This is a genomic window from Hyalangium minutum (genome assembly GCF_000737315.1).
In the GTDB taxonomy this organism is placed as follows: domain Bacteria; phylum Myxococcota; class Myxococcia; order Myxococcales; family Myxococcaceae; genus Hyalangium; species Hyalangium minutum.
Genome location: NZ_JMCB01000007.1, coordinates 268,673 through 288,140, shown reverse-complemented (window position 1 = coordinate 288,140; position 19,468 = coordinate 268,673). Strand labels below are relative to the sequence as shown.

The 19,468-nt window shown below is 65.6% G+C and carries 15 protein-coding genes and 1 pseudogene; 6 read left to right on the top strand and 10 right to left on the bottom strand.

The window, feature by feature from the left end; genetic code table 11:
* Positions 1–15: 15 nt before the first annotated feature.
* From DB31_RS20890 to DB31_RS51610, 5 genes and pseudogenes are all read right to left on the bottom strand, one after another.
* Positions 16–774 (bottom strand): anti-sigma factor, encoded by a 759-nt coding sequence (locus DB31_RS20890; protein ID WP_044190648.1) that lies wholly within the window; start codon positions 772–774, stop codon positions 16–18.
* The gene (locus tag DB31_RS45005) at positions 771–1,328 is read right to left on the bottom strand and encodes an RNA polymerase sigma factor (RefSeq protein ID WP_169787082.1); all 558 of its coding nucleotides are present in this window, start codon (positions 1,326–1,328) and stop codon (positions 771–773) included. The genes DB31_RS20890 and DB31_RS45005 overlap by 4 nt, the downstream gene beginning before the upstream one ends.
* Positions 1,329–1,418: 90 nt before the next feature.
* Positions 1,419–2,198 carry an SDR family oxidoreductase gene (locus tag DB31_RS20880; protein ID WP_044190645.1) on the bottom strand — a complete coding sequence of 260 codons (780 nt, stop codon included), beginning with the start codon at positions 2,196–2,198 and terminating at the stop codon, positions 1,419–1,421.
* A gap of 156 nt (positions 2,199–2,354) precedes the next feature.
* Positions 2,355–2,690 (bottom strand): annotated as a pseudogene (locus DB31_RS20875) (transposase); the annotation flags it as partial.
* Positions 2,691–2,981: 291 nt separating this feature from the next.
* Entirely contained in the window at positions 2,982–6,518 is a 3,537-nt protein-coding gene (locus tag DB31_RS51610; protein WP_420806714.1) for an Ig-like domain-containing protein, read from the bottom strand.
* Positions 6,519–7,557: 1,039 nt separating this feature from the next.
* Here DB31_RS51610 and DB31_RS51605 point away from each other — a divergent pair.
* Positions 7,558–7,869, top strand: coding sequence for a transposase (locus DB31_RS51605; RefSeq protein WP_420806713.1), 312 nt, complete (start codon positions 7,558–7,560; stop codon positions 7,867–7,869).
* 42 nt (positions 7,870–7,911) lie between these two features.
* On the opposite strand, the gene add is transcribed toward DB31_RS51605, so the two are convergent.
* Positions 7,912–9,072, bottom strand: coding sequence for an adenosine deaminase (add, locus tag DB31_RS20860; protein WP_044190639.1), 1,161 nt, complete (start codon positions 9,070–9,072; stop codon positions 7,912–7,914).
* Between the two features lie 118 nt (positions 9,073–9,190).
* Here add and DB31_RS20855 point away from each other — a divergent pair, with 118 nt between their 5' ends.
* Entirely contained in the window at positions 9,191–10,207 is a 1,017-nt protein-coding gene (locus tag DB31_RS20855) for an outer membrane protein assembly factor BamB family protein (protein ID WP_240486789.1), read from the top strand.
* Between the two features lie 12 nt (positions 10,208–10,219).
* On the opposite strand, the gene DB31_RS45000 is transcribed toward DB31_RS20855, so the two are convergent.
* From DB31_RS45000 to DB31_RS20840, 3 genes are all read right to left on the bottom strand, one after another.
* Positions 10,220–11,029 carry an SIR2 family NAD-dependent protein deacylase gene (locus DB31_RS45000; protein WP_052420136.1) on the bottom strand — a complete coding sequence of 270 codons (810 nt, stop codon included), beginning with the start codon at positions 11,027–11,029 and terminating at the stop codon, positions 10,220–10,222.
* A gap of 601 nt (positions 11,030–11,630) precedes the next feature.
* Positions 11,631–12,770 (bottom strand): AAA family ATPase, encoded by a 1,140-nt coding sequence (locus DB31_RS20845; RefSeq protein ID WP_044190635.1) that lies wholly within the window; start codon positions 12,768–12,770, stop codon positions 11,631–11,633.
* 75 nt (positions 12,771–12,845) lie between these two features.
* Complete coding sequence (locus DB31_RS20840) at positions 12,846–15,170, bottom strand: ATP-dependent helicase (RefSeq protein WP_044190632.1); 2,325 nt, start codon at positions 15,168–15,170, stop codon at positions 12,846–12,848.
* A gap of 122 nt (positions 15,171–15,292) precedes the next feature.
* On the opposite strand from DB31_RS20840, the gene DB31_RS20835 reads away from it, so the two are divergent.
* From DB31_RS20835 to DB31_RS20820, 4 genes are all read left to right on the top strand, one after another.
* Positions 15,293–15,766, top strand: coding sequence for a PaaI family thioesterase (locus DB31_RS20835; protein WP_044190629.1), 474 nt, complete (start codon positions 15,293–15,295; stop codon positions 15,764–15,766).
* 188 nt (positions 15,767–15,954) lie between these two features.
* Complete coding sequence (locus tag DB31_RS20830) at positions 15,955–16,530, top strand: RNA polymerase sigma factor (RefSeq protein WP_240486788.1); 576 nt, start codon at positions 15,955–15,957, stop codon at positions 16,528–16,530.
* Entirely contained in the window at positions 16,523–17,059 is a 537-nt protein-coding gene (locus DB31_RS20825; RefSeq protein ID WP_044190626.1) for an anti-sigma factor, read from the top strand. Before DB31_RS20830 ends, DB31_RS20825 begins: the two co-directional genes overlap by 8 nt.
* Before the next feature lie 11 nt (positions 17,060–17,070).
* Positions 17,071–18,282 (top strand): hypothetical protein, encoded by a 1,212-nt coding sequence (locus tag DB31_RS20820; protein WP_044190624.1) that lies wholly within the window; start codon positions 17,071–17,073, stop codon positions 18,280–18,282.
* On the opposite strand, the gene DB31_RS20815 is transcribed toward DB31_RS20820, so the two are convergent.
* The gene (locus DB31_RS20815) at positions 18,276–19,460 is read right to left on the bottom strand and encodes a hypothetical protein (protein WP_044190621.1); all 1,185 of its coding nucleotides are present in this window, start codon (positions 19,458–19,460) and stop codon (positions 18,276–18,278) included. The genes DB31_RS20820 and DB31_RS20815 overlap by 7 nt on opposite strands.
* Positions 19,461–19,468: the final 8 nt, after the last annotated feature.

Below are 19,468 nucleotides of genomic sequence, written 5' to 3'. Positions count from 1 at the left end.
GGGGAGCCCCGCCTCCTACGGCACGCGGGGCTCCTTCACGAAGGTGGCCTGTCCCACCGAGACATGGCGTTCAGCCGCCTCTTTCAGGAGGCGGCCTTGCCGGAGGGCCTCCACCGCCCACTCCAGCCCGAAAGGCTCAGCGGAGTACAGCGCGTAGACGTCCTCTTGGCCCAGGGTGTCGTCCAGCTCGATGGCCCCCGGCAACAGCGGCTGGGATGCGTCGTAGAGGGCTGCGTCCACCCCATCGAAGGGATAGTAGACAAACGCCGCGCCCCGCCCATCGCGGCTCAGCACGGCGACATACCCGCTCGCGGGGGCCCTCACCTCGAAGCGCAGGGCATCGTTGGGAGCCAACCGTGCGTTCTGGGAGACGGGGATGCCGGTGTCCCCCTCCTTGCGGTACATCACCAGGACTACCGAGCCCTTCACGCTGAAGTCCGGCTCGTCGCGCAGGAGCCGCAGCAAAGAGTCCCCTTGCAGCACGAGCAGCATCCCCACTGCGGCTCCCACCAGGAGCACCTCGGTGAGCAGGGTGGGCCAGTGCCACGACCCTCCGCGCCGCCGCCGCTGCCGCCGGAACCGTGCCACGAGGGGCGCGGGAGGATGCTGAATGAGAAATGCGGCCGAGTCCGCGCGCAGCTCCTCGAGCCGGGCCCGGTCCCGGGGAGACTCCATCAAGCGAGCCTCGAGCTGGTCCCGGTCGGCCGCGCTCAGCGAGTCCGTGAGGTAGCGCTCCAGAAGGGCATCCGGGACACACCGGATTTCAGAACTCATGACCGTTCTCCCGGCTGGAGCCGTACGCTGCGCTGGCGGGCGCGCTCGGCGAACTGGTGCAGCAGGGCGGAGACCGCCTTGCGATCGAGGTCCAGCACCTTCCCCACCTCCTGCAGGGTGTAGCCCTCGACGAAGTAGAGGACGGCCGCGCTGATGGCCTGAGGACTCTCGCTCTCGGTGAGCAGGGACAAGTCCCTCAGGGCTTCGACTCGGGCCATGCCGCCCTCGTTCGCGCTGACCCACTGTCCTGGGCGGGCGTCATCCTCTTCCTGGCGGATGTCGAGCGGCCCGAGCACGCCGGACCAGCGGGCATTGCGGCGCAGCCGGTCCAAGGCCTTGTTCGTGGCGATCTGGTAGAGCACGGTGAAGGGCGAAGCCTCTCCGCGCATCGAGGACTGCCAACGCAAGTAGTCCAGGAAGGTATCCTGCGTGACGTCGAGCGCCTCCTGCTCATCCTGAAGCAGGGCTCGGGCGCGGCGGTGAATCGTGGGCCCGAAGCGCCGGTACAACGCGGCGAGCGGCTCCTCCGCCGTGTGACGCTTCCTCTGCTGCATCGCGTGCTGCATCGCGCGTGTCTTGGCTCCCCCTACTTGGTACTGGGCGCGCGCGAGCCTGTATGTACCTCTAAAGGAGTACGCGGCCCGTTACACGGCCGCGCAGAGCCCTCCATCCACGTTGATGGCCGAGCCCGTGACATAGGAGGCACGCGGCGACACGAGGAACGCCACCACATCGGCGAACTCCTCGGCGCGGCCGATGCGGCCCAGCGGCACCCCGGCCTCCTTGCTGCGCTCGGCATAGAGCACCTCGGGCGGCTTGCCGGAGGTCTCCGCGCGCTTGGTCCACTGCGCGCTCTCGATCATGCCCACGAGCACGGCGTTGACGCGGATGTTGTCGGGCCCCAGTTCCTTGGAGAGCACCTTCATCATCGACATGCCCGCGGCGCGGGACACGGAGGAAGGCAGGGTGTTCTTCCCGGGCTCCTTGGCCTTGATGGAGAGCACATTGACGATGGCTCCACCGCCCGCCGAGCGCAGATGCGGCACCGCGAGCCGCACGGCGCGGATGGCCGCGAACACCTTGAGCTGGAAGTCCTCCTCCCACTCTTGGTCAGTGACGGAGAGGAAGGCCTTGGCCGAGGCCGAGCCCGCGTTGTTCACGAGCGCGTCAATGCGGCCCCACCGCTCATGGGCCGCCTGAACGAAGCGCTCCACTTCCTGGGCGCGGGACACATCGGCGGGAATCGCGAGCACCTCGCCGCCCTGGGCGCGCAGGGTGGCGGCGAAGGCCTCCAGCTTGCGCGAGTTCCGGGCGCACAGGGCGACGCGAGCGCCCTCCCAGACGAGCCGGTTGCACACGGCGGCTCCGAGTCCTTCCGAGCCACCCGTCACGAGCACCACCTTACCGGCGAGCTCCAGATCCATGAGAGAGGTCCCCTCCGAGAGACGAGTCCCTCTCCTTATATAGGGCCCGAGGGCCCAGCGGCGGCCTGAGCGCTCAGGCGGGCTTCTTGACGGCGGTGGGGCGCTTCTCGAAGGCGGCGAGCGTGGTGGCGATCTCCTGGTTCACGGCGCGCAGCATGTCCTCTTCCCTCTCAGCGGCGCTTTGGTCATCGCCCCATCCATGCTCATCCACTGCCAGTCAATGCCCACCAGCGCGTCGTACGCCACCAACTCCAAGCGCCAGAACTCGCAGAACATTCCGGCCGACAGCCATTCACGAAACCTTCGGTGGGCCGAGGACGGGTGGCACAAGCCGGTGGCTTTCAACGCGTGCCACTGCATCCCCGTACGCAGCACCAGCAGGATGGCTTCCATGGCGGACCTGTCCGGCACTCTCGGGTTATGGCACCCCAGCGGATGCGCAGGCCTGGGCGGCAGAAGAGGTTCTATCTTGCCCCACAGCTCCTCTGGCATCCATCAGCCGTCATCTCTCTTGGCAACTCCCACTCGACACTTCCTCCTTCACCTTCTACCCCATCAGGTAGGGCCTTTTAGTTTAGGTGAGTGCTGGTGCAGAGAGGGAGGGTAGGGCTGCTGACAGATGTCACGCGGGCTGTGCGCCGGGCCGGTATAGAGGCGGTGCAGCCCCTTTGGGCACACGCCGGCCTATGCCCCAGGCGGGACGCCGCAGGTCGTGGCCTTTTAGGTCACCGCGACTGCTTGAGCAGTTCATGATTCAGCAAGGACTGTCTCCTCGTGCTCCATTCACCGTGCTCGGTGACTCCTTCCAAGATACAAGGCCAGTACCAGCAAGGCCCAAGTGGCTGAGAGGGAAGGAGCGGTGGTGCAACTCCAGCCGTAATGACTCCTAATGATTATCGTAAAACTGTGGGCCTTGAAGAAAGAACCGGCATTGCCTGCCACATCCGTAGCAATGGCAATGACTTGGTGCTGCCCCACAGGCAGAGCCTTTCCTGGAGTGAAGTTCCAGAGCCCCTTCGGGTTCGTATCGGTTGTTCCTGCAACTTTCCCATCAAGCCACACTGTTATTGTGCTGCCAGGCTCCGCATTTCCGGAAATGGTTGGCTTCTGAGTATAGACAAACTCTGGCACATTCACCTCGGGGGCAATTGGAGGCGTGGTATCAACCGTGAAGACTTTGGTGGTGGAGCCAAGACTGGTATTGCCTGCCGCGTCTGTTGCCGTAGTTCTTACTGAATGAGGGCCATCCGGCAGCGGCACCTCCGGTGTGAAACCCCACCTCTCCGAAGTATCGGCCGTGGTGGTGCCCACCTCAGTGCCGTCCACGCTCACAGTCACGGTACTACCCGGCTCGGCTGTGCCGCTGTAGGTCGGTATGTTGTACCTGCTAACCACGTCGTTAGCCGGTGTGTTCACCACCGGAGCAGGAGGAGGCGTGACGTCCACCGTAAAGGTATTAGTATTTGAGTCTGCACTCGTGTTTCCCCCTCCATCTGTACCCCGCGCCCTTACCGTGTGACTGCCACCCGCCAAGGTCGCAGGGGGCGCGACATGCCACACCCCAAAGGCGTTGGTCGTCGTGGCGCCCACCTCAATCCCGTCTACTATGACAGTGACGGAGATGCCCGCCTCAGCCGTCCCGCCATAAGTCATATGGTTGTTATTGGTTTGCGATCCATTGACTGGGGTGTCAACCGCCGGAGCAAGCGGAGGCGTGGTGTCCACCGTGAGAGTGATGGTGTTTGAGTCGGCGCTCGTGTTGCCCAATGCATCTGCGGCCCGCGCCATTACTGTGTGCGGTCCATCGGCCAACGGCATGGATAGAGTGAAACTCCAGTTGCCCGCTGCATCAACTGTGGTGGTGCCCACTGGAATTCCATCCACAATGATAGTGACGGTGCTGTCCGCTTCCGTCGTCCCGCTATAAGCCAGTTGGTTGTTATTGGTTCGCGCTCCATTGGCCGGTTTGGCAATTACTGGAGGAGGTGGAGGAGTGGCATCCACCGTAAAAGTGTTGGTGGTCGAGTCGGCGCTCGTGTTGCCCCCTCCATCTGTGGCCCGCGCCCTTACAGTGTGCCCCCCATCGGCCAGTTTCACGGTAGGAGTGAAGGTCCAGTGGCCTGCCATATTCGCCTTAGTGGCGCCCAGGGGAGTGTCATCCACGAGGATGGTGACGGTACTAATCGCTTCCGCCAAGCCGCTGAAGGTAGGAGTGTTGTCATTGGTCATCGAGCCGTTGCCTGAGATGGTCACTACCGGAGCAACCGGTGCGATGGGGTCGTAGTACAACTCCGCGCTGGCGAGATGACCGGCCCAGCCAAAACCACCGGTGACTAGCACTTGGCCATTGGGCAACAGCGTCGCAGTGTGGTACTCGCGTGCCATGGCTAGAGGGCCTGTCCGGCTCCACCCCTTTGTTTCTTGGTCATACACTTCTGCGCTGGCGAGTTCCTCGTCCAGACCAAAGCCGCCGGTGACCAGCACTTGGCCATTGGGCAACAGCGTCGCCGTGTGGTCCCTGCGTGCCACGGCCAGCGGGCGAGTAGTACTCCACGCCCCTGTGACCGGATTGTACTCCTCCGCGCTAGCGAGCGAGCCGGTTAGGCCAAAGCCACCGGTGACCAATACTTGGCCATTGGACAACAGCGTTGCCGTGTGATTTTCACGTGCCCTGGCCATAGCGCCAGTGGTACTCCAGGTCCCCGTGGTCGGATCGTACACCTCTGCACTAGCGTGCGGGCCGTCTGGGCCGTTGCCACCAGTGACTAGCACTTGGCCGGAGGGCAACGGCGTCGCCGTGTGGTACTCGCGTGCCCTGGCCATAGCACCAGTGGTACTCCAGGCTCGCGTGACAGGATCGTACACCTCTGCACTTGCGAGAGCGCCGCCTGAGACCAGCACTTGGCCATTGGGCAACAGTGTCGCCGTATGTCTCATGCGTGTACTGGCCATAGCGCTGGTGGTGCTCCAGGTCCCCGTGACCGGATCGTACACCTCTGCACTTGCGAGGTAGCCGCTTGAGCCAAAGCCGCCGGTGACCAGCACTTTGCCGTTAGGCAATAGTGTCGCTGTGTGGTATTCGCGAGCTACGGTCATAGCGCCAGTGGTACTCCAGGCCCCTGTGACCGGATCGTACACCTCCGCGCTAGCGAGAGCTCCGGTTGGGCCAAAACCACCGGTGACCAGCACTTGGCCATTGGGCAACAGCGTTGCCGTGTGGTAATTGCGTGTACTGGCCATAGCGCCAGTGGTACTCCAGGTCCCCGTGGTCGGATCGTACACCTCCGTACTAGCGCGCGGGCCGCCTGGGCCGTTGCCACCAGTGACCAGCACTTGGCCGGAGGGCAACGGCGTTGCCGTGTGGTACTCGCGTGCCCTGGCCATAGCGCCAGTGGTACTCCAGGCTTGCGTTGCCGGATCATACACCTCCACACTTGCGAGGTAGCCGCCTGAGCCAAAACCACCGGTGACCAACACTTGGCCATTGGGCAACAGCGTCGCTGTGTGGTACCGGCGTGCCACAGTTAGAGAGCCAGAGGTACTCCAGATCCCCGTGGCCGGATCGTACACTTCTGCACTGGCGAGAGCGCCGCTTGAATCACGGCCCCCAGTGACCAGCACTTGGCCATTGGGCAACAGTGTCGCCGTGTGGAGATAGCGTGCTCTGGCCATAGCGCCAGTGGTACTCCAGGCCCCTGTGACCGGATCGTACATCTCCGCGCTAGCGAGAGCTCCGGTTGGGCCAAAACCACCGGTGACCAGCACTTGGCCATTGGGCAACAGCGTCGCCGTGTGGAGATAGCGTGTACTGGCCATAGCACCAGTGGTACTCCAGGCTTGCGTTGCCGGATCATACACCTCCACACTTGCGAGGTAGCCGCCTGAGCCAAAACCACCGGTGACCAGCACTTGGCCATTGGGCAACAGCGTCGCTGTGTGGTACCGGCGTGCCACAGTTAGAGAGCCAGAGGTACTCCAGGTCCCCGTAGCCGGATCGTACACCTCTGCACTGGCGAGAGCGCCGCTTGAGCCACTGCCTCCAGTGGCCAGCACTTGGCCGTTAGGCAGCAGTGTCGTCGTGTGGAACCAACGCGCCGTGGCCAGAGAGACTGTAGGGTTCCACGTTCCCGTGGCCGGATCGTACACCTCCGCACTGGCGAGAACGTCGCTTGAGCCAACGCCTCCAGTGACCAGCACTTGGCCGTTGGATAACACCGTCGCATTGTGGGCATATCGTACGTTGGCCAGAGCGCCCGTGGCTTTCCACGGCTCATTGCTTGCGGCCTGGAGCTCCTTGGGTACGAGCCACTCGTGGTGCACCGCTCCGTTCTCGCCCTGCGGCACCTCGCCGCACGCGAGCCACAGCAACGCTGAGGTAATGACAAATTTCGCAATCGCTTCTAGCCTAGTCTTAGAGGTAGCTGACACGAGTCTTTCCTTGAATGCTGGTTGTTTTTCCTCTCACCTCAAGACTCGTTTAGGGCTCAGGGAAGAGGCACGCTCCTACGGATAACAACAGCGACCGCGGGGGTGTAAGGATTCTGTGCCAGCGGCGCGTTAAGAGTTGCGAGGTCTTCCGCTGAGGCGGTGGCTGCCTCCAAACATGCGACGACTGACATCGCTGGTAAGGCGAGGGCTCACAACAGCCAAGCAGGCACGTGCTAGTGTCTCCACAATACTGCTTGTAACCAGCCTGTGCCTGTCCAGAGGCTATTCATGAGGTAAGTACTCGAGGCGGAGTGGGCTCTGCATTGCGGCGTGTGCGTCGGCAAGCCGTGCAAGTAGCGGGCCTAGAGGTGCCAGTGCTCCTTGGGCGACCTAGGCATAGGCCAAGAACGAGAACTCGGGCCGCAGTCTTACGTCAAGTGACGCGCAAGTGACGCGCAAGTGCTCTCGGCTGACGCGTCAACATCTATTGGCAGTCTCTGCGACGGAATAGTTCGGGCACGCCCAGCAGATGGGAACGCCAAGCACTTGGAGTTATGTAAGAGCCTACTTCGGTAGGTAGGGAATGAAGGTGCCTACCCCATGGGCTTAATCCTATAGGAGGTGCGGCGCTTCGCTCAGCACGTCTGCAAGCAGCCCGTCTTCCGCGAAGTCTTTGGCCTCATATGAGGGGATGCCTCAGATTGAGGGGATGCCTCAGATCAACTGGAGGTGGCTGTGCATGGACGGCGCTCAGGGCAAAGCCCCGCTAGCTTAGGAGGGGAAAAATTGGACCCAATCCCACCGACAGAGCCAAGCGAGGCACCAAGTGGAGCCTGCTGACCGATGGGCGGGGCTTCCCCCTCAGCCTCGTGGTCGCTGGCGCCAGCACGAACGACTCAAGCTGGTGCAGCACACCTTTGACTCGGTGCCGATGAAGCGCCCCAGATCGACCCGCTGTCGGCGCCTGCACCTGTGCCTGAATGCAGGGTACGACTGCCAGCAAGTGCGTACTTGGGCAGCCCGCCTGGGCTTCACATTGCAAGTGAGGAGGCGCCGCCCACCAGCGCGGCCGCCGAAGGGGAGTCGGCGCAAGAAGACGCAGTGCTGGGTGGTCGAGCGCTCCCATTCATTCCTCCACCGGTTCCGCCCCTTGCTGGTGCGATGGGAGAGGCGAGACGACGCTTACCTAGCGTTGCTCCACCTGCCTTGGGCATCGTCACTTGGTTCCACGACCTCGAAATAGACTCTTATATAGAGCCCGATGGCCCAGCGGCAGCCTGAGCGCTCAGGCGGGCTTCTTGACGGCGGTGGGGCGCTTCTCGAAGGCGGCGAGCGTGGTGGCGATCTCCTGGTTCACGGCGCGCAGCATGTCCTGCTTCTCGCGGAACGGGAGGAACGCGCTCTTGAAGCCGGAGACGATGACGGTGGTGAGGTCCTCGAGCGCGAGCCCCAGCTCCTTGTGCGCCAGCCACAGCTCCTTGGTGACGGTGGTGTCGGTGATGAGCCGGTTGTCGGTGTTGATGGTCACCCGGAGGCCGTAGTCGAAGTAGAACTTGAGCGGGTGGGCGGCGAGGCTCGGCACGGCGCCGGTCTGCACGTTGGAGGTGGGGCACACCTCCAGCGGGATGCGGTGATCGTTCACGTAGTTGAGCAAGTCTCCATCCTCGCGCAGGCGCGTGCCGTGGCCGATGCGGTGGGCGCCGAGGTAGTGGATGGCCTGCCCGATGGACTCGGGGCCGAAGGCCTCACCCGCGTGGGCGGTGCAGTTGACGTTGTTCTTGAGGATGAGCTGGAAGGCTTCCTTGTGGTCCTTGGCGGGGAAGCTGGCCTCGGCGCCGGCCAAGTCAAAGCCGATGACGCCGCGGTTCTTGTAGGCCACGCTCAGCTCGGCCAGGCGCATGGACGTCTGGGGGTTGATGTGGCGGATGCCGCAGACGATGACGCCGCACTTGATGCCCGTCTCGCGCTTGGCGGCGCGCAGCCCCTCGAGCACCGAGTCGATGACGGTGGTCATCTTCAGGCCCTTCTGCAGGTGCAGTGCGGGCGAGTAGCGGACCTCCAGGTAGCGCACGTTCTCGGAGGCGGCGTCCACGGCGAGCTCATAGGCGGCGCGGTAGAGGGCCTCGGCCGTCTGGAGCACGGAGAGGGTGACGTCGAAGGCCACGAGGTACTCCTCGAGGCTCTTGCACACCTGGCCCATATGAATGGCCTGGGCCAGGCCGTCCACGGAATCGGCGGGCAGCGAGACTTTCTGCTGCTCGGCGAGCTCGAGGATGGTCTTCAGGCGCATGGAGCCATCGAGGTGGCAGTGCAGGTCCGTCTTGGGGAGGGCGTGCAGCAGCTCCTCGGTGACCTCGATGGCGGGAGGTGGGGAGATGTCGGTGCGCCGAGCCGCGGAAGGGATTCCGGTGGCGCTGGGGAGCTCGTCGTCGCGAATGGAGGCCATGGTCGAGGTTCCTTGCTTGCCAACCCTCGTGCGGGTCGGAAGATGCGTCCCTCAAACCATGCTGAGGCGCGCCTGTCCATGTAGCCACCTATTGCTCGTACTCCTTGTGACAGGAGGGATGGGGTGCAAGCGAGGCCCGGAGCGGGTCTTCGAGTTCTCGACGGACGCGTCCTCGCGAGCGGGGCTGGTGGGGCTGGAGGACGGCGTGCTGGTGAGCAACGAGGCAGGCGCGCTGGTGCGGCTGAATCGGAAGGGCGAACCGGTGTGGCGGGTGAAGCTGGGGCAGGAGGTGGCGGGGCGGCCGGCGGTGGTGGGGGACAGCGTGCTTGCGGGGACGGTGGGAGGGGAGTTGGTGCGGCTGGGGCTGGCGGACGGGACGGAGCGCTGGCGCCTCACGGGAGAGCCGCCGGTGATGACGGGGCTGGTCGCGGATGAGGCGTCCGTCTACGTGCTGGGGCCGGACGGAGCGGTGCGAGCCCATGCGATGGATACGGGGCAGGTGAAGTGGAGGCGCCCCGCGCCCAAGCCGGAGGAAACGCATCTGGAACCCGGCCAGAGGCTCCCGGCGCCCGAGTTAGCGGGAGGGGTGCTGGCGGTGTCGCTGGGAGAGGCGGGGCTGGTGGGCCTCTCGGTGGAGAACGGAGAGGTCCGCTGGCGCCGACTGATGGGGCCCGTGCTGGGAATGACGCGGGAGGGCGACACGCTGTACGTGTCGACGCGGACAGGGAAGACGGCGGCGGTAGGGATGACGGACGGCGCACTGCGTTGGGAGCAGTCCCCGGCCCCGGTGCTCACGAGCCCACCGACATTCGTGCAAGGGGTGCTCTGGGTCGGAGCGACCGAGCCTCCACAATTGCTGGCGGTGTCCCCCTCGAATGGGAAGCGGCTGTCGAGCATTCCCCTCCCCTCTCCGCTCGTGACGCAGCTCGCCGTGCACGGGGAGGAACTCGTGGTACCCACGAGCGGACGCGAGGGGCTCGTGCTCACGCTGAAGCGCCAGGGAGGAGCCCCAGTGCTCACCCTGCGGACGGACACACCGATGAGGACGCAGCCGGTGGTGCTCGGGGATCAGCTCTTCGTGCTGGGGCTGGACGGGCGGGTGCTCTCCTGGAGCCTCCGTCCGCCCGAGCCGTGAACTCGGCACTGCTTAGAGCGACGCCACGAGCCGCGGGAGCGCCACCTCTGCCCCCTCCGCCACGACCTGGATGTCATGAGAGGGAGATGTCCCAGCGGGGTCGATGCTGAACACATGAGCGCCGTGTATCCGGGCCTCCTCGGTCACGATGGCCGTGATACCCACGGAGAAGGACGTCCCGATGAAGACGACCAGCCGGCTCTTTCGCGCCTGCCGGATGACGCGGTCGAACTGATACGAGCCATGCTCCGAGTAGTACTCATCGAACCAGAGCACGTGGGGGCGCAGTTTGCTCTGGCACACGGGGCAACGCGGCACGGTCTCGCGGCTGGGATTCGCGTACAGCGCGGTGAAGTCCACCTCCGCCATCGGAAGCGTGCCGTACGGCGGGCCGTGGGTGCAGGTCAGCTGAGTGCAGCGCGCGAGATCCGAGCTCCCATGCACCTTCACGAAATCGCGGCTCCCGGCCTGCTCGTGGAGGGTGTCGATGTTCTGGGTGACGAGGAGGAACTCCCGGCCGAGGGCTTGCTGCCGCTGCTGCCACTGCGCCAGGGCGCGGTGAGCATCGTTCGGCTGGGCGCCTTTCAGGGACTCGAAGCGCTTGAGGTACCAGAGCCAGGACTGATGGGGCGATTGGCGGTAGTAAGCGCGGGTGCCCTTCTGGGTGACGTCATTGGCCCAGACGGCGCCGGGGTCCGTCCCGCGAAAAGTGGGAATGCCACTGGCCAGACTGACGCCTGCGCCGGTGACGACCAGGACGGCCTCGCCCGCGGGCCCCTTGGCGACCGCGAGCAGCTCTTCGAATGGCGACGGTATGGACACGCGAACACCTTCTCTCCTCAGGAGGGTAAGGACTGAAGAGCACGAATACAGCGAGCGAGGCTCTCGCTGCGCTTGGCAGCGACACCTGGGCGCCATTGGTCGCGTGCGAACTCTGCGATCATGGACGTGTACTCACGCCCCACAGAAGCCGTGGACCCTTCCGCAGGAACGATGCCGACACGAACCTCCCGTGACCGTGAACCACGAGCCAGATTGATCAACGCCTGCTTGGCATTGACGAGAGTGTCGGGAGAAGTGGGGACAGTCGACACTTGAACATGAAGGAAGGCAGCCATCCGCTCCGCATCCGCGAGCAGCCACCCCTCCCCCTGATGAACCGCAATCCGGAACCGCATAAGGCGTGCGGGTGCCTTCAACAAACGTCCCACAAGCGTAGGGGCACACGGCGCGTCCTGGTCCATGTCCCTGAGCACAAACCAGGGAGCGCTGCGCGCGGCGTTGTTGTAGGCCTGCAGCTTCTGGTCGAGTTTGGACTTACCGCCCGCTGGATAAATGGGACCTTCGGAAAGGCCCACATGGCGAATCAGCCTTCGAGCGACCGCTGTGTCCGTAGGCCCTTCCACTGCAATGGACACGGGTATCACAGCGCATCCCCAAAGAGTGGAAGTTGCTCTGCTCCCACGGGTGCTGTCCTTGGGATGACTGCCTCGGCCATGGACATTCCTCCTTCAAGAAGGGAACGGATCTGCTCGACATCCTTGGCCACTTCGATCCGCGTCCCTTCTTTGAGAGGCTCTAGTACCAGAACCTCCTCTGCACCGATCCCCGGATCCGACAACATATCGGCGCTATGGGTGCTCACGAGCACCTGCCGGTCACTCTTCCGGCTCAAGCGAGCGAGTATCTGCGGGATATGGCGGACAACTGCGGTGTGAAGAGACAGCTCCGGTTCCTCCAACAGCAGGGGGGCTGTGCCGTCGAGAAAGACCCACAGCAACCCGAGGAGCCGCAGCGTCCCATCGGAGAGCTGTGTCTCGTTCTGCCACCCTGCATTGGGACGCCAGTGCTTATACCGCCCCAACAAGTGCGGAACCCCTCGCTCGTCCCTCTTCAAATCCAGCTCTTGAAGTTGGGGAACTGCTACCCGAAGCGCATGAGTGATTCGCTTCAATCGTGACTTGAGTGTCTTGGAGGGCGCTCTCGCAAGCTGCTCCAAGAAATCTCCACCAAATGCATCATTCACCCGCCCAGCTGAGCGATCGGGCTCACGCACCAGTTGAGGAACAAGGTGCAGATACCGCACTTTGGCGAAGAAATCCGCCAGCTCGCGAAACCGCCGGTTCGTATTGACTTGCTCCAAGTGCGTTTGGGTCAAGAGCTCAGGGTCGCGCTTGTCCTCGCTGTTGGGCCGGGACAGCAGTGTGTCATCACCGTGTGTGACGATCTCCCGCTTGACCACAGGCCTGCGTTGGTTGTCCTGAGTGAACTCCAGCCGGTATCCCCACGGCTTGCCGTCGGAGAGATCGACCATCACCTCCACCGCGACATTCGGGTACCGGCGTGCGTGCAGGGAGCGGATCTGGGACACGCCTCGGCGAGAGGAGACAGCACGCTGAAAACCACCCTGGACATCCGCGACATCGCGCAAGAAGCGGATGGCGTCGAGGAAATTGGACTTCCCAGCTGCATTCGGCCCCACAAGAAAGACGCGGCCCTCAAGAGGTACAGCGACCTCAAGGAAGTTGCGCCAATTCTCCAAGCCGATGTGGGTGAATCGCATGCGCGCACTCTATCGCCCCGGCAGTGCCCCGGCACCTTCTGCCGCCGGGCTGCCACCGGGTTCTTGGAGGTCCTCTCAGCCCGGCATGAGGAACCGGGCGATGACACGCTTGAGGCCCACGCCACCGCCGAACTCGACCGTCACCTTCGCATTGGGGCCCGAGCCGTCGGCGGAGATGATGCGGCCCACACCGAACTGCTCGTGGCGCACGCGCATGCCCCGCACGTCCCCGCCCATCCCCTCGCCATCGGCGGCCTGCGAGTAGGAGCGATCCACGCGCGGCCCATCGTCCTCGTCATACGAGCGGCGGCGCGGAGCCACAGCCGAGGGCATGGGACGCGGGGCTTCCTGAACCTCCTGCTCGATGCCGAAGAGTCCTTGCGGCACGTCCCGCAGGAAGCGAGAGGGCGGGTTGTAGCGAAGCTCACCGAAGAGAGAGCGGCACTGCGCGAAACTGATGAACAGCCGCTTTCGAGCACGGGTAAAGCCCACGTAGCAGAGGCGCCGCTCCTCGGCCATCTCCTCACTGTCCTCGGGATCCTCGACGGCCAGCGAGCGCGAGTGCGGGAAGACCCCGTCCTCCATGCCGGTGAGGAACACAGCATCGAACTCCAGGCCCTTGGCGGCATGCAGCGTCATGAGCGCCACCCGGCCCTCCCCCACCTCCGCATCCGCCTCACCGACCAGACTGATCTGCTCCAGGAACGCCTGAAGCGGAGGCACATCCGCGGTAAGCGGAGCCGCATCCAGTTCGGGAGGCGGAGGCTCGGCGCCCTCTGCGGGCTGAGCCGCTGCGGCAGCCACGGCAGCAGCCGCACGGTTCAGGTCGAACTCCTGCGCCGCGCCCAAGAACTCGCGAAGGTTCTCCGCGCGAGTGATGGACTCATCGCTGCCCTCGGCCATGAGGGACTCGACGAGCTTGGTCTCCTTCAACATCTCGTCCACGGCGCCCGCGGCATCCTGGGCCTTCTGGGCAAACGCGTTCAGGGAAGACACCAGCACATGAAACCCACCCAGCCGCCGCGCGGCCGCCGCATTGAGCGCGGGAATCTTCTCCGGCCGCTCGATGGCCTCATACAGGCTGATGCCCTGAGCATCGGCGTAGTCGGAGAGCCGCTCCACGGTGGTGTCGCCGATGCCACGGGCCGGGGTGTTGATGACGCGCAGCAGGTCCGCATCCGAGCGCGGGTTGACCATGAGGCGCAGATACGCGGCGGCATCGCGAACCTCGGCGCGGTCATAGAAGCTGCGGCCACTGACCAGGGTGTACGGCACACGGGCCAGGCGCATGGCCTCTTCGAGCACGCGGCTCTGCGCGTTGGCCCTGTAGAAGACGGCCATGCTGGAGTACTTGATGAAGCCCTCGCGCTGGAGCGCCAGAACGCGCCGGGCGACCTCCTGGGCCTCGGCGCGCTCATCGCGGTTGATGAGCAGATCGAGGTTCGCGCCCGGGGGCCGCTCGCTCCAGAGCTTCTTGGGCATGCGCCGCCGGTTGTGAGAGATGACGGCGTGCGCGGCCTCGAGGATGTTCTTGTCCGAGCGGTAGTTCTGCTCCAGCTTGACGACCCGGGCCCCCGGGTACTGCTGAGGGAAGCCGAGGATGTTGTCCACGCTGGCGCCGCGCCACCGGTAGATGGACTGGTCATCATCGCCCACCACCACGAGGTTGGCGCCCGGCGGAGGCGCTAGCAGGCGCAGCAGCTCATACTGGACAGGGTTGGTGTCTTGGAACTCGTCCACGAGCACATGAGAGAAGCGCTGCCGGTACTTGGCCAGCACATCCGGCCGCTTGCGGAACAGGGTCACCAGCAGCAGGAGCAGATCGCCAAAGTCCACGGCGTTGGCGGCGCGCAGCAGGCGCTGATAGGCCTGATACGTCTTCTTCACCACCATGCCGCGTATGTCGTCGATGTCCACCTGCATGTCCTCGGGCAGGCGGGCGGCGTTCTTCTCCTGATCGATGCGGTGGAGAATCTCGCGCGGCTGCAGCAGCGGCTCCACGCGGGCATCGCGCATGGCGCGCTTCACGAGCCCGAGCTGATCCCCATCGTCATAGATGACGAAGCTGCGAGTCAGGCCCACGGCCTCGGCCTCGCGGCGGAGAATCATGGCGGCGGACGAGTGGAACGTGCTGACCACGAGCTCATGGGCCTGAGCGCCGAGCAGCTGTGTCAGACGCTCGCGCATCTCGCGGGCGGCCTTGTTGGTGAAGGTGACGGCGAGGATGCGCCAGGGGAACACGCGGCGGACCGTCACCAGGTGGGCGACGCGGCGAGTAATGACGCGCGTCTTGCCACTGCCGGCCCCCGACAGGACGAGCAGCGGACCGTCCCCATGGAGGACGGCCTCCTTCTGAGGCGGGTTCAGGTCTTCGAGCAGGGCGGCTTCGTGCGGATTCACAGAAGGCCTTCTCTAACGAATTTCCGCGCGCCGTGACGGACGTTCCGCACGCCGGGGCCGTGTCCGCCTGCCTGCCCGCCATCCGCCACCCGAGGCCTGGGCTCGCATAAAGTGGCGCCTCCATGTCCGACACCCCGTCCCGCCCCACGCAGGCCCAGCTCGACCGCTACGCGGAGCAGTTCAGCCAGAGCGCCCCCATGCGCCACCTCGGAGTGCGGCTCTCCTTCCCCGAGGGCCGCAAGGTGGTCGCCGCCATCCCCGAGCTCCAGCACCACCACCGAGGAGGCCTGGGCACCGCCTCGGCCATCAACGGTGCCGTGCTCGCGGGCCTCTTTGACTTGGTCCTCGGCTGCACCCCGGCGCTGCTGGACCCCACCAAGCGCTGTGCCACCCTGCAGCTCTCCATGACGTTCCAGCGCCCCGCCACCGGCAACTCCCTGCGCGCCGAGGCGGAGATCGACTCCCACGGCAAGAGCACCCTCTTCGCCTCGGCCAAGATTCTCGATGACCAGGGCAACGTCTGCGCCCGAGCCCAAGGGGTAGTCCGTTTGTCTACACAGACCTGGAGCTCGGGCGACAGCCCATCCATTGGCTAGGCACCCACCTTGTCCCACACCCTCTTCCATCCGATTCGATATGCTGGTGGGGGTCGGACGTTTTCGAGAGCACCCGGGAGGAGCACTGCCCGGGGAAGCCACCGAGAACATAGGAAGACGCGATGGTGGGAGCGGCTGTGCAGGGCTTGCCGATAATGGGCCGACAGCAAGAGGACGCCGGAGACGCCGTGGAGCGCACCCAAAAGGGGGACGAGGATGTCTCCCAGCGGGCGCTGGCAGGCGACCGGCGGGCCTGGGACGCGCTCATCGCGCGCCACCACCGGCGCGTCGTGGTATCGCTGCTGGCCAAGGGGATCCGGGTGGACCGGGCCCATGAGCTGGCCCAGGAGGCCTGGACGCGGCTCATCCAACAACAGCAGCGCGGGCTGCTGACGGAGCTGCGCCTGCCCAACCTCGCGATCACCCAGGCGGCCTTCCTGGCCGCGGACGATGCCCGCCGTGCCCGGCGCGAGGCGATCACGGGCAACGTGGAGGAGCTGCCCGAGCGGCAGCACCCGGTGGATCCGACTGTGTCGGCCGAGCGGCGCCTGTTGTCCGAGGAGCAGCTGGCCCGGGCCCACGAGGCCCTCGCGGGGTGCTCGCCGAGCGCCCGTAACGTGTTCCTCCTGGCCTGCGATGGGCAGGAGCTACCCCATGCCGAAGTCGCGGCGCGTGTCGGCCTGTCCGTGCAGCGCGTGCGACAGATCCTGTGCGAGGTGCGCAAGAAGCTGCGAACCGCGCTCGAGGAGGAGAGCCATGACTGAACCGCACCTGACTCCGTCTGACGCGGAGCAGTACATCCTGGGTGCGCTGGATCCCGAGCGCGAGCGCAAGCTCGAGGCGCACACGCTGGTCTGCGAGGCGTGCGCCCGGTTGCTGCAGCAGGAGGCGATGCTGGAGGAGCAGCTGCGCGAAGTAGCCAGCGCGGCGCCGCGAGAGGACAACGTCGTACGCCCGGCCCGCTGGCGCGTGGCGCGAGTAGCGGCGGTCGTCGTAGGCCCGGCAATGGCGGCGGCGGCGGCGCTGGCGCTGATGGTGCATCACCCTGGCGCGGCGGTGTCGCAGCCGGTGGAGCAGCCCTCTCCGGCGGTGCTGACGCTGGAGCTGCCGATGGATCTGCCGAGCACGGTGGTGGCGTGCCCGGATCTCACCACGCAAGAGTCCTGCGCGTCGGAGGCTGCGGCGCGAGGGCTGCTGGTGCAGTACCCGCTCGGCATGGGCGAGGTGCCCCGCTACGAGGGGAGCACGGGGATTCCGGCGGGGGCGCTCTCATCGCGTCCCGCGTCCCTGTGAGGAATGGCGCCATGACATCCTGGAAGAGACATCTCGGGGCGCTGATCCTGGCGTGGGTGGTGAGTGCGGCAGGAGCGGCGCGGGCGGATGAGCCGGTGTCGCCCAAGCTGAGCGGGGACTCCAAGTCGCTGCCGGTGGGCTGGTTCGTGACGCAGAGCGCACCGAACCTCTACGAGGCGGGCGTGGACACGAACTCGCCGTGCGAGGGCACCCGCAGTGCCTTCCTGCGCGCGAAGACGGGGAACGACACGGGCTACGGTACGTTCATGCAGGCCTTCGGGGCGCAGGACTTCCGGGGCAAGCGGCTGCGGTTCTCGGCGACGGTGCGAGTGAAGGACGTGTCTGGGTGGGCGGGGCTGTGGATGCGGGTGGAGGGCAAGGACTCCAAGCAGCCGCTGGGCTTCGACAACATGCAGTCGCGCTCGCTGTCGGGCACCACGCCGTGCAAGCGGTTCGACGTGGTGCTCGACGTGCCGCCCGAGTCCAACGCGATCATGGCGGGGCTGCTGCTGAGCGGCACGGGCCAGGCGTGGCTGGATGGCGTGCGCTTCGAGGTGGTGGATCGCACCGTGCCGGTGACGGACCTGCTGGCTGCGCGCCCGGCGGTGCCGCAGGGCGGTCCGCACGGCCTGGAGGAGGCCACGCAGGCGGCGGCCGCGGCGGCGGTGACTCCGAAGGAGAACCAGCTGGCCACGGGCAAGGTGGGCGAGCACTGGTTCAACCTGGGCCGCGTGAACATGGACAAGAGCTACACGCGCGGAGCGGATGGCATCTGGCGCAACATCCTCGAAGAGGAAGTCACCGAGCAGGGCAACGAGGTGAAGGGCATGTACCTCGGCCGGCCCATTGCGTTGAAGGTGACGGCGGACGGCAAGCGGACGCTCATCGAGGGCAACTGGGGCATTGATCCCGTGCGAATCCAGATGGATCCGGAGAAGCTCACGATGAAGGCGGGCATCCTCGAGCGCGAGCTGGTCCGCGACACGGACTACAAGCAGGATCCCACCTGCATCCGCTACCAGCGGTACGAAGGTCTGCGCACCACGGACCGGCTGGACGTGTGCGGCGCGGCGCTGAGCAAGACGCCACCGCCGGTGCAGCTGTCGCTGTCCTTCCTGGGCAACGGCTTCCGGCGGAACAAGCCACCCGGTGGGCTTCCGCCGCCGCTCCCGCCCATGACGCCGCGGGATGCGATGCGGGCGGGGACGAACATCTCTCAGTAGGAGAAGTCGCGCTCCAGGGTCTCTCCGCCGGCCATCACGGTGAGGTGAGCGGAGCGCGTGCCACCACCGTCGGCGCCGAGCTCGAAGGAAATCCCCTCGGGCCCCTGAGTCGGCTTGATCGAGGGCTTGCCGGGAGCAGTGAACACGGCGGCAGTGACGGTGCGGCCAGAGAGCGGCTGCACCAGGAGCCTCACGCGCTGGCGCTCACGCACGAGGAGCACGCGAAAATCGCGGCGCTCCTCCAGCACCTCGCGCTGCTCGGGGAGACGGGCACCGGGGCGGCGAGGAACAGCCTCCCGCGAGGTGCGCGCGGCAAGACCCGGCCCCGTGGAGCCCTCTGCCTCCATCTCCAGAGCCTCATCAATGGCGGCGTCACCCTCCTCGAGGGCCAGCACAGCCTGGGCACAGTCGGAGCACTGAGCGGTATGCGACTCGATGCGAGCGCGCTCGTCGGTGGACAGCAGTCCCACGTCGAGGCGCCACAGCTCATCGGCGCTCACGTGACGGGCAGGAGGCTGATCAACGATGGCGGTGTCCGCGAGATCGTCGCGGCAGTCGGCACAGCTCTGAAGGTGAGGAGAGAGGGACTGGGGCTGCTGCGTCCAGGTAGCCACCAAGTCATCACAGTCGGCCCGGGCAGAGAACCACCAGGCCTGCGCTTGCTCGGAAGAGTCGAGCAGGTCGCGCTCTTGTCTGCGTTGCGGGTTCAGGGGGATGAACCAGCGGGCCCTCGGGCGGAGCGCGTTATCGAGATTCCCGAGGGCCTGGAGAAAATCGTCCCGCCGTTGCGCTGCGGGCCCCGTCAGGGCTCCGTGGAGGGCCTCCCACTGCCCCAGTGCGCGGGCGGCGGAGGCGGCGCGATCTCGCGCGGACAACCCATCCATCGCCGAAGTTCGCCACATCTCCGCCTCGTCGCCACCTTCTCCCAGCGCGACCTCGACAGCTTCCTCGGCGGCTTTGAGCAACTGGGTCCGAAGCTCGGCGGGCTTCTGACTCTGCAGCCATGTCTCGATCTGAGGTCGAGTCACCGCGCGCAGCGCTGGCTCCACGGCTTGCACTCCGACGCGAGAGCTACGACGAAGCAGATCTCCTGCGGCTTCGAGGGTACCTCCCACGGAGGAGGAACCACTGGAGAGCTGCTGATGCCGGGCCTGATAACGGGAGAGAGCGTCACTCATCGCGAACC

What these genes read in the sequence shown, in the direction of transcription:
- DB31_RS20890 (WP_044190648.1), bottom strand. Translation starts at nt 774, where the DNA reads ATGAGTTCTGAAATCCGGTGTGTCCCGGATGCCCTTCTGGAGCGCTAC.
- DB31_RS45005 (WP_169787082.1), bottom strand. Translation starts at nt 1,328, where the DNA reads ATGCAGCAGAGGAAGCGTCACACGGCGGAGGAGCCGCTCGCCGCGTTG.
- DB31_RS20880 (WP_044190645.1), bottom strand. Translation starts at nt 2,198, where the DNA reads ATGGATCTGGAGCTCGCCGGTAAGGTGGTGCTCGTGACGGGTGGCTCG.
- DB31_RS51605 (WP_420806713.1), top strand. Translation starts at nt 7,558, where the DNA reads ATGAAGCGCCCCAGATCGACCCGCTGTCGGCGCCTGCACCTGTGCCTG.
- add (WP_044190639.1), bottom strand. Translation starts at nt 9,072, where the DNA reads ATGGCCTCCATTCGCGACGACGAGCTCCCCAGCGCCACCGGAATCCCT.
- DB31_RS20855 (WP_240486789.1), top strand. Translation starts at nt 9,191, where the DNA reads ATGGGGTGCAAGCGAGGCCCGGAGCGGGTCTTCGAGTTCTCGACGGAC.
- DB31_RS20845 (WP_044190635.1), bottom strand. Translation starts at nt 12,770, where the DNA reads ATGCGATTCACCCACATCGGCTTGGAGAATTGGCGCAACTTCCTTGAG.
- DB31_RS20835 (WP_044190629.1), top strand. Translation starts at nt 15,293, where the DNA reads ATGTCCGACACCCCGTCCCGCCCCACGCAGGCCCAGCTCGACCGCTAC.
- DB31_RS20825 (WP_044190626.1), top strand. Translation starts at nt 16,523, where the DNA reads ATGACTGAACCGCACCTGACTCCGTCTGACGCGGAGCAGTACATCCTG.
- DB31_RS20820 (WP_044190624.1), top strand. Translation starts at nt 17,071, where the DNA reads ATGACATCCTGGAAGAGACATCTCGGGGCGCTGATCCTGGCGTGGGTG.
- DB31_RS20815 (WP_044190621.1), bottom strand. Translation starts at nt 19,460, where the DNA reads ATGAGTGACGCTCTCTCCCGTTATCAGGCCCGGCATCAGCAGCTCTCC.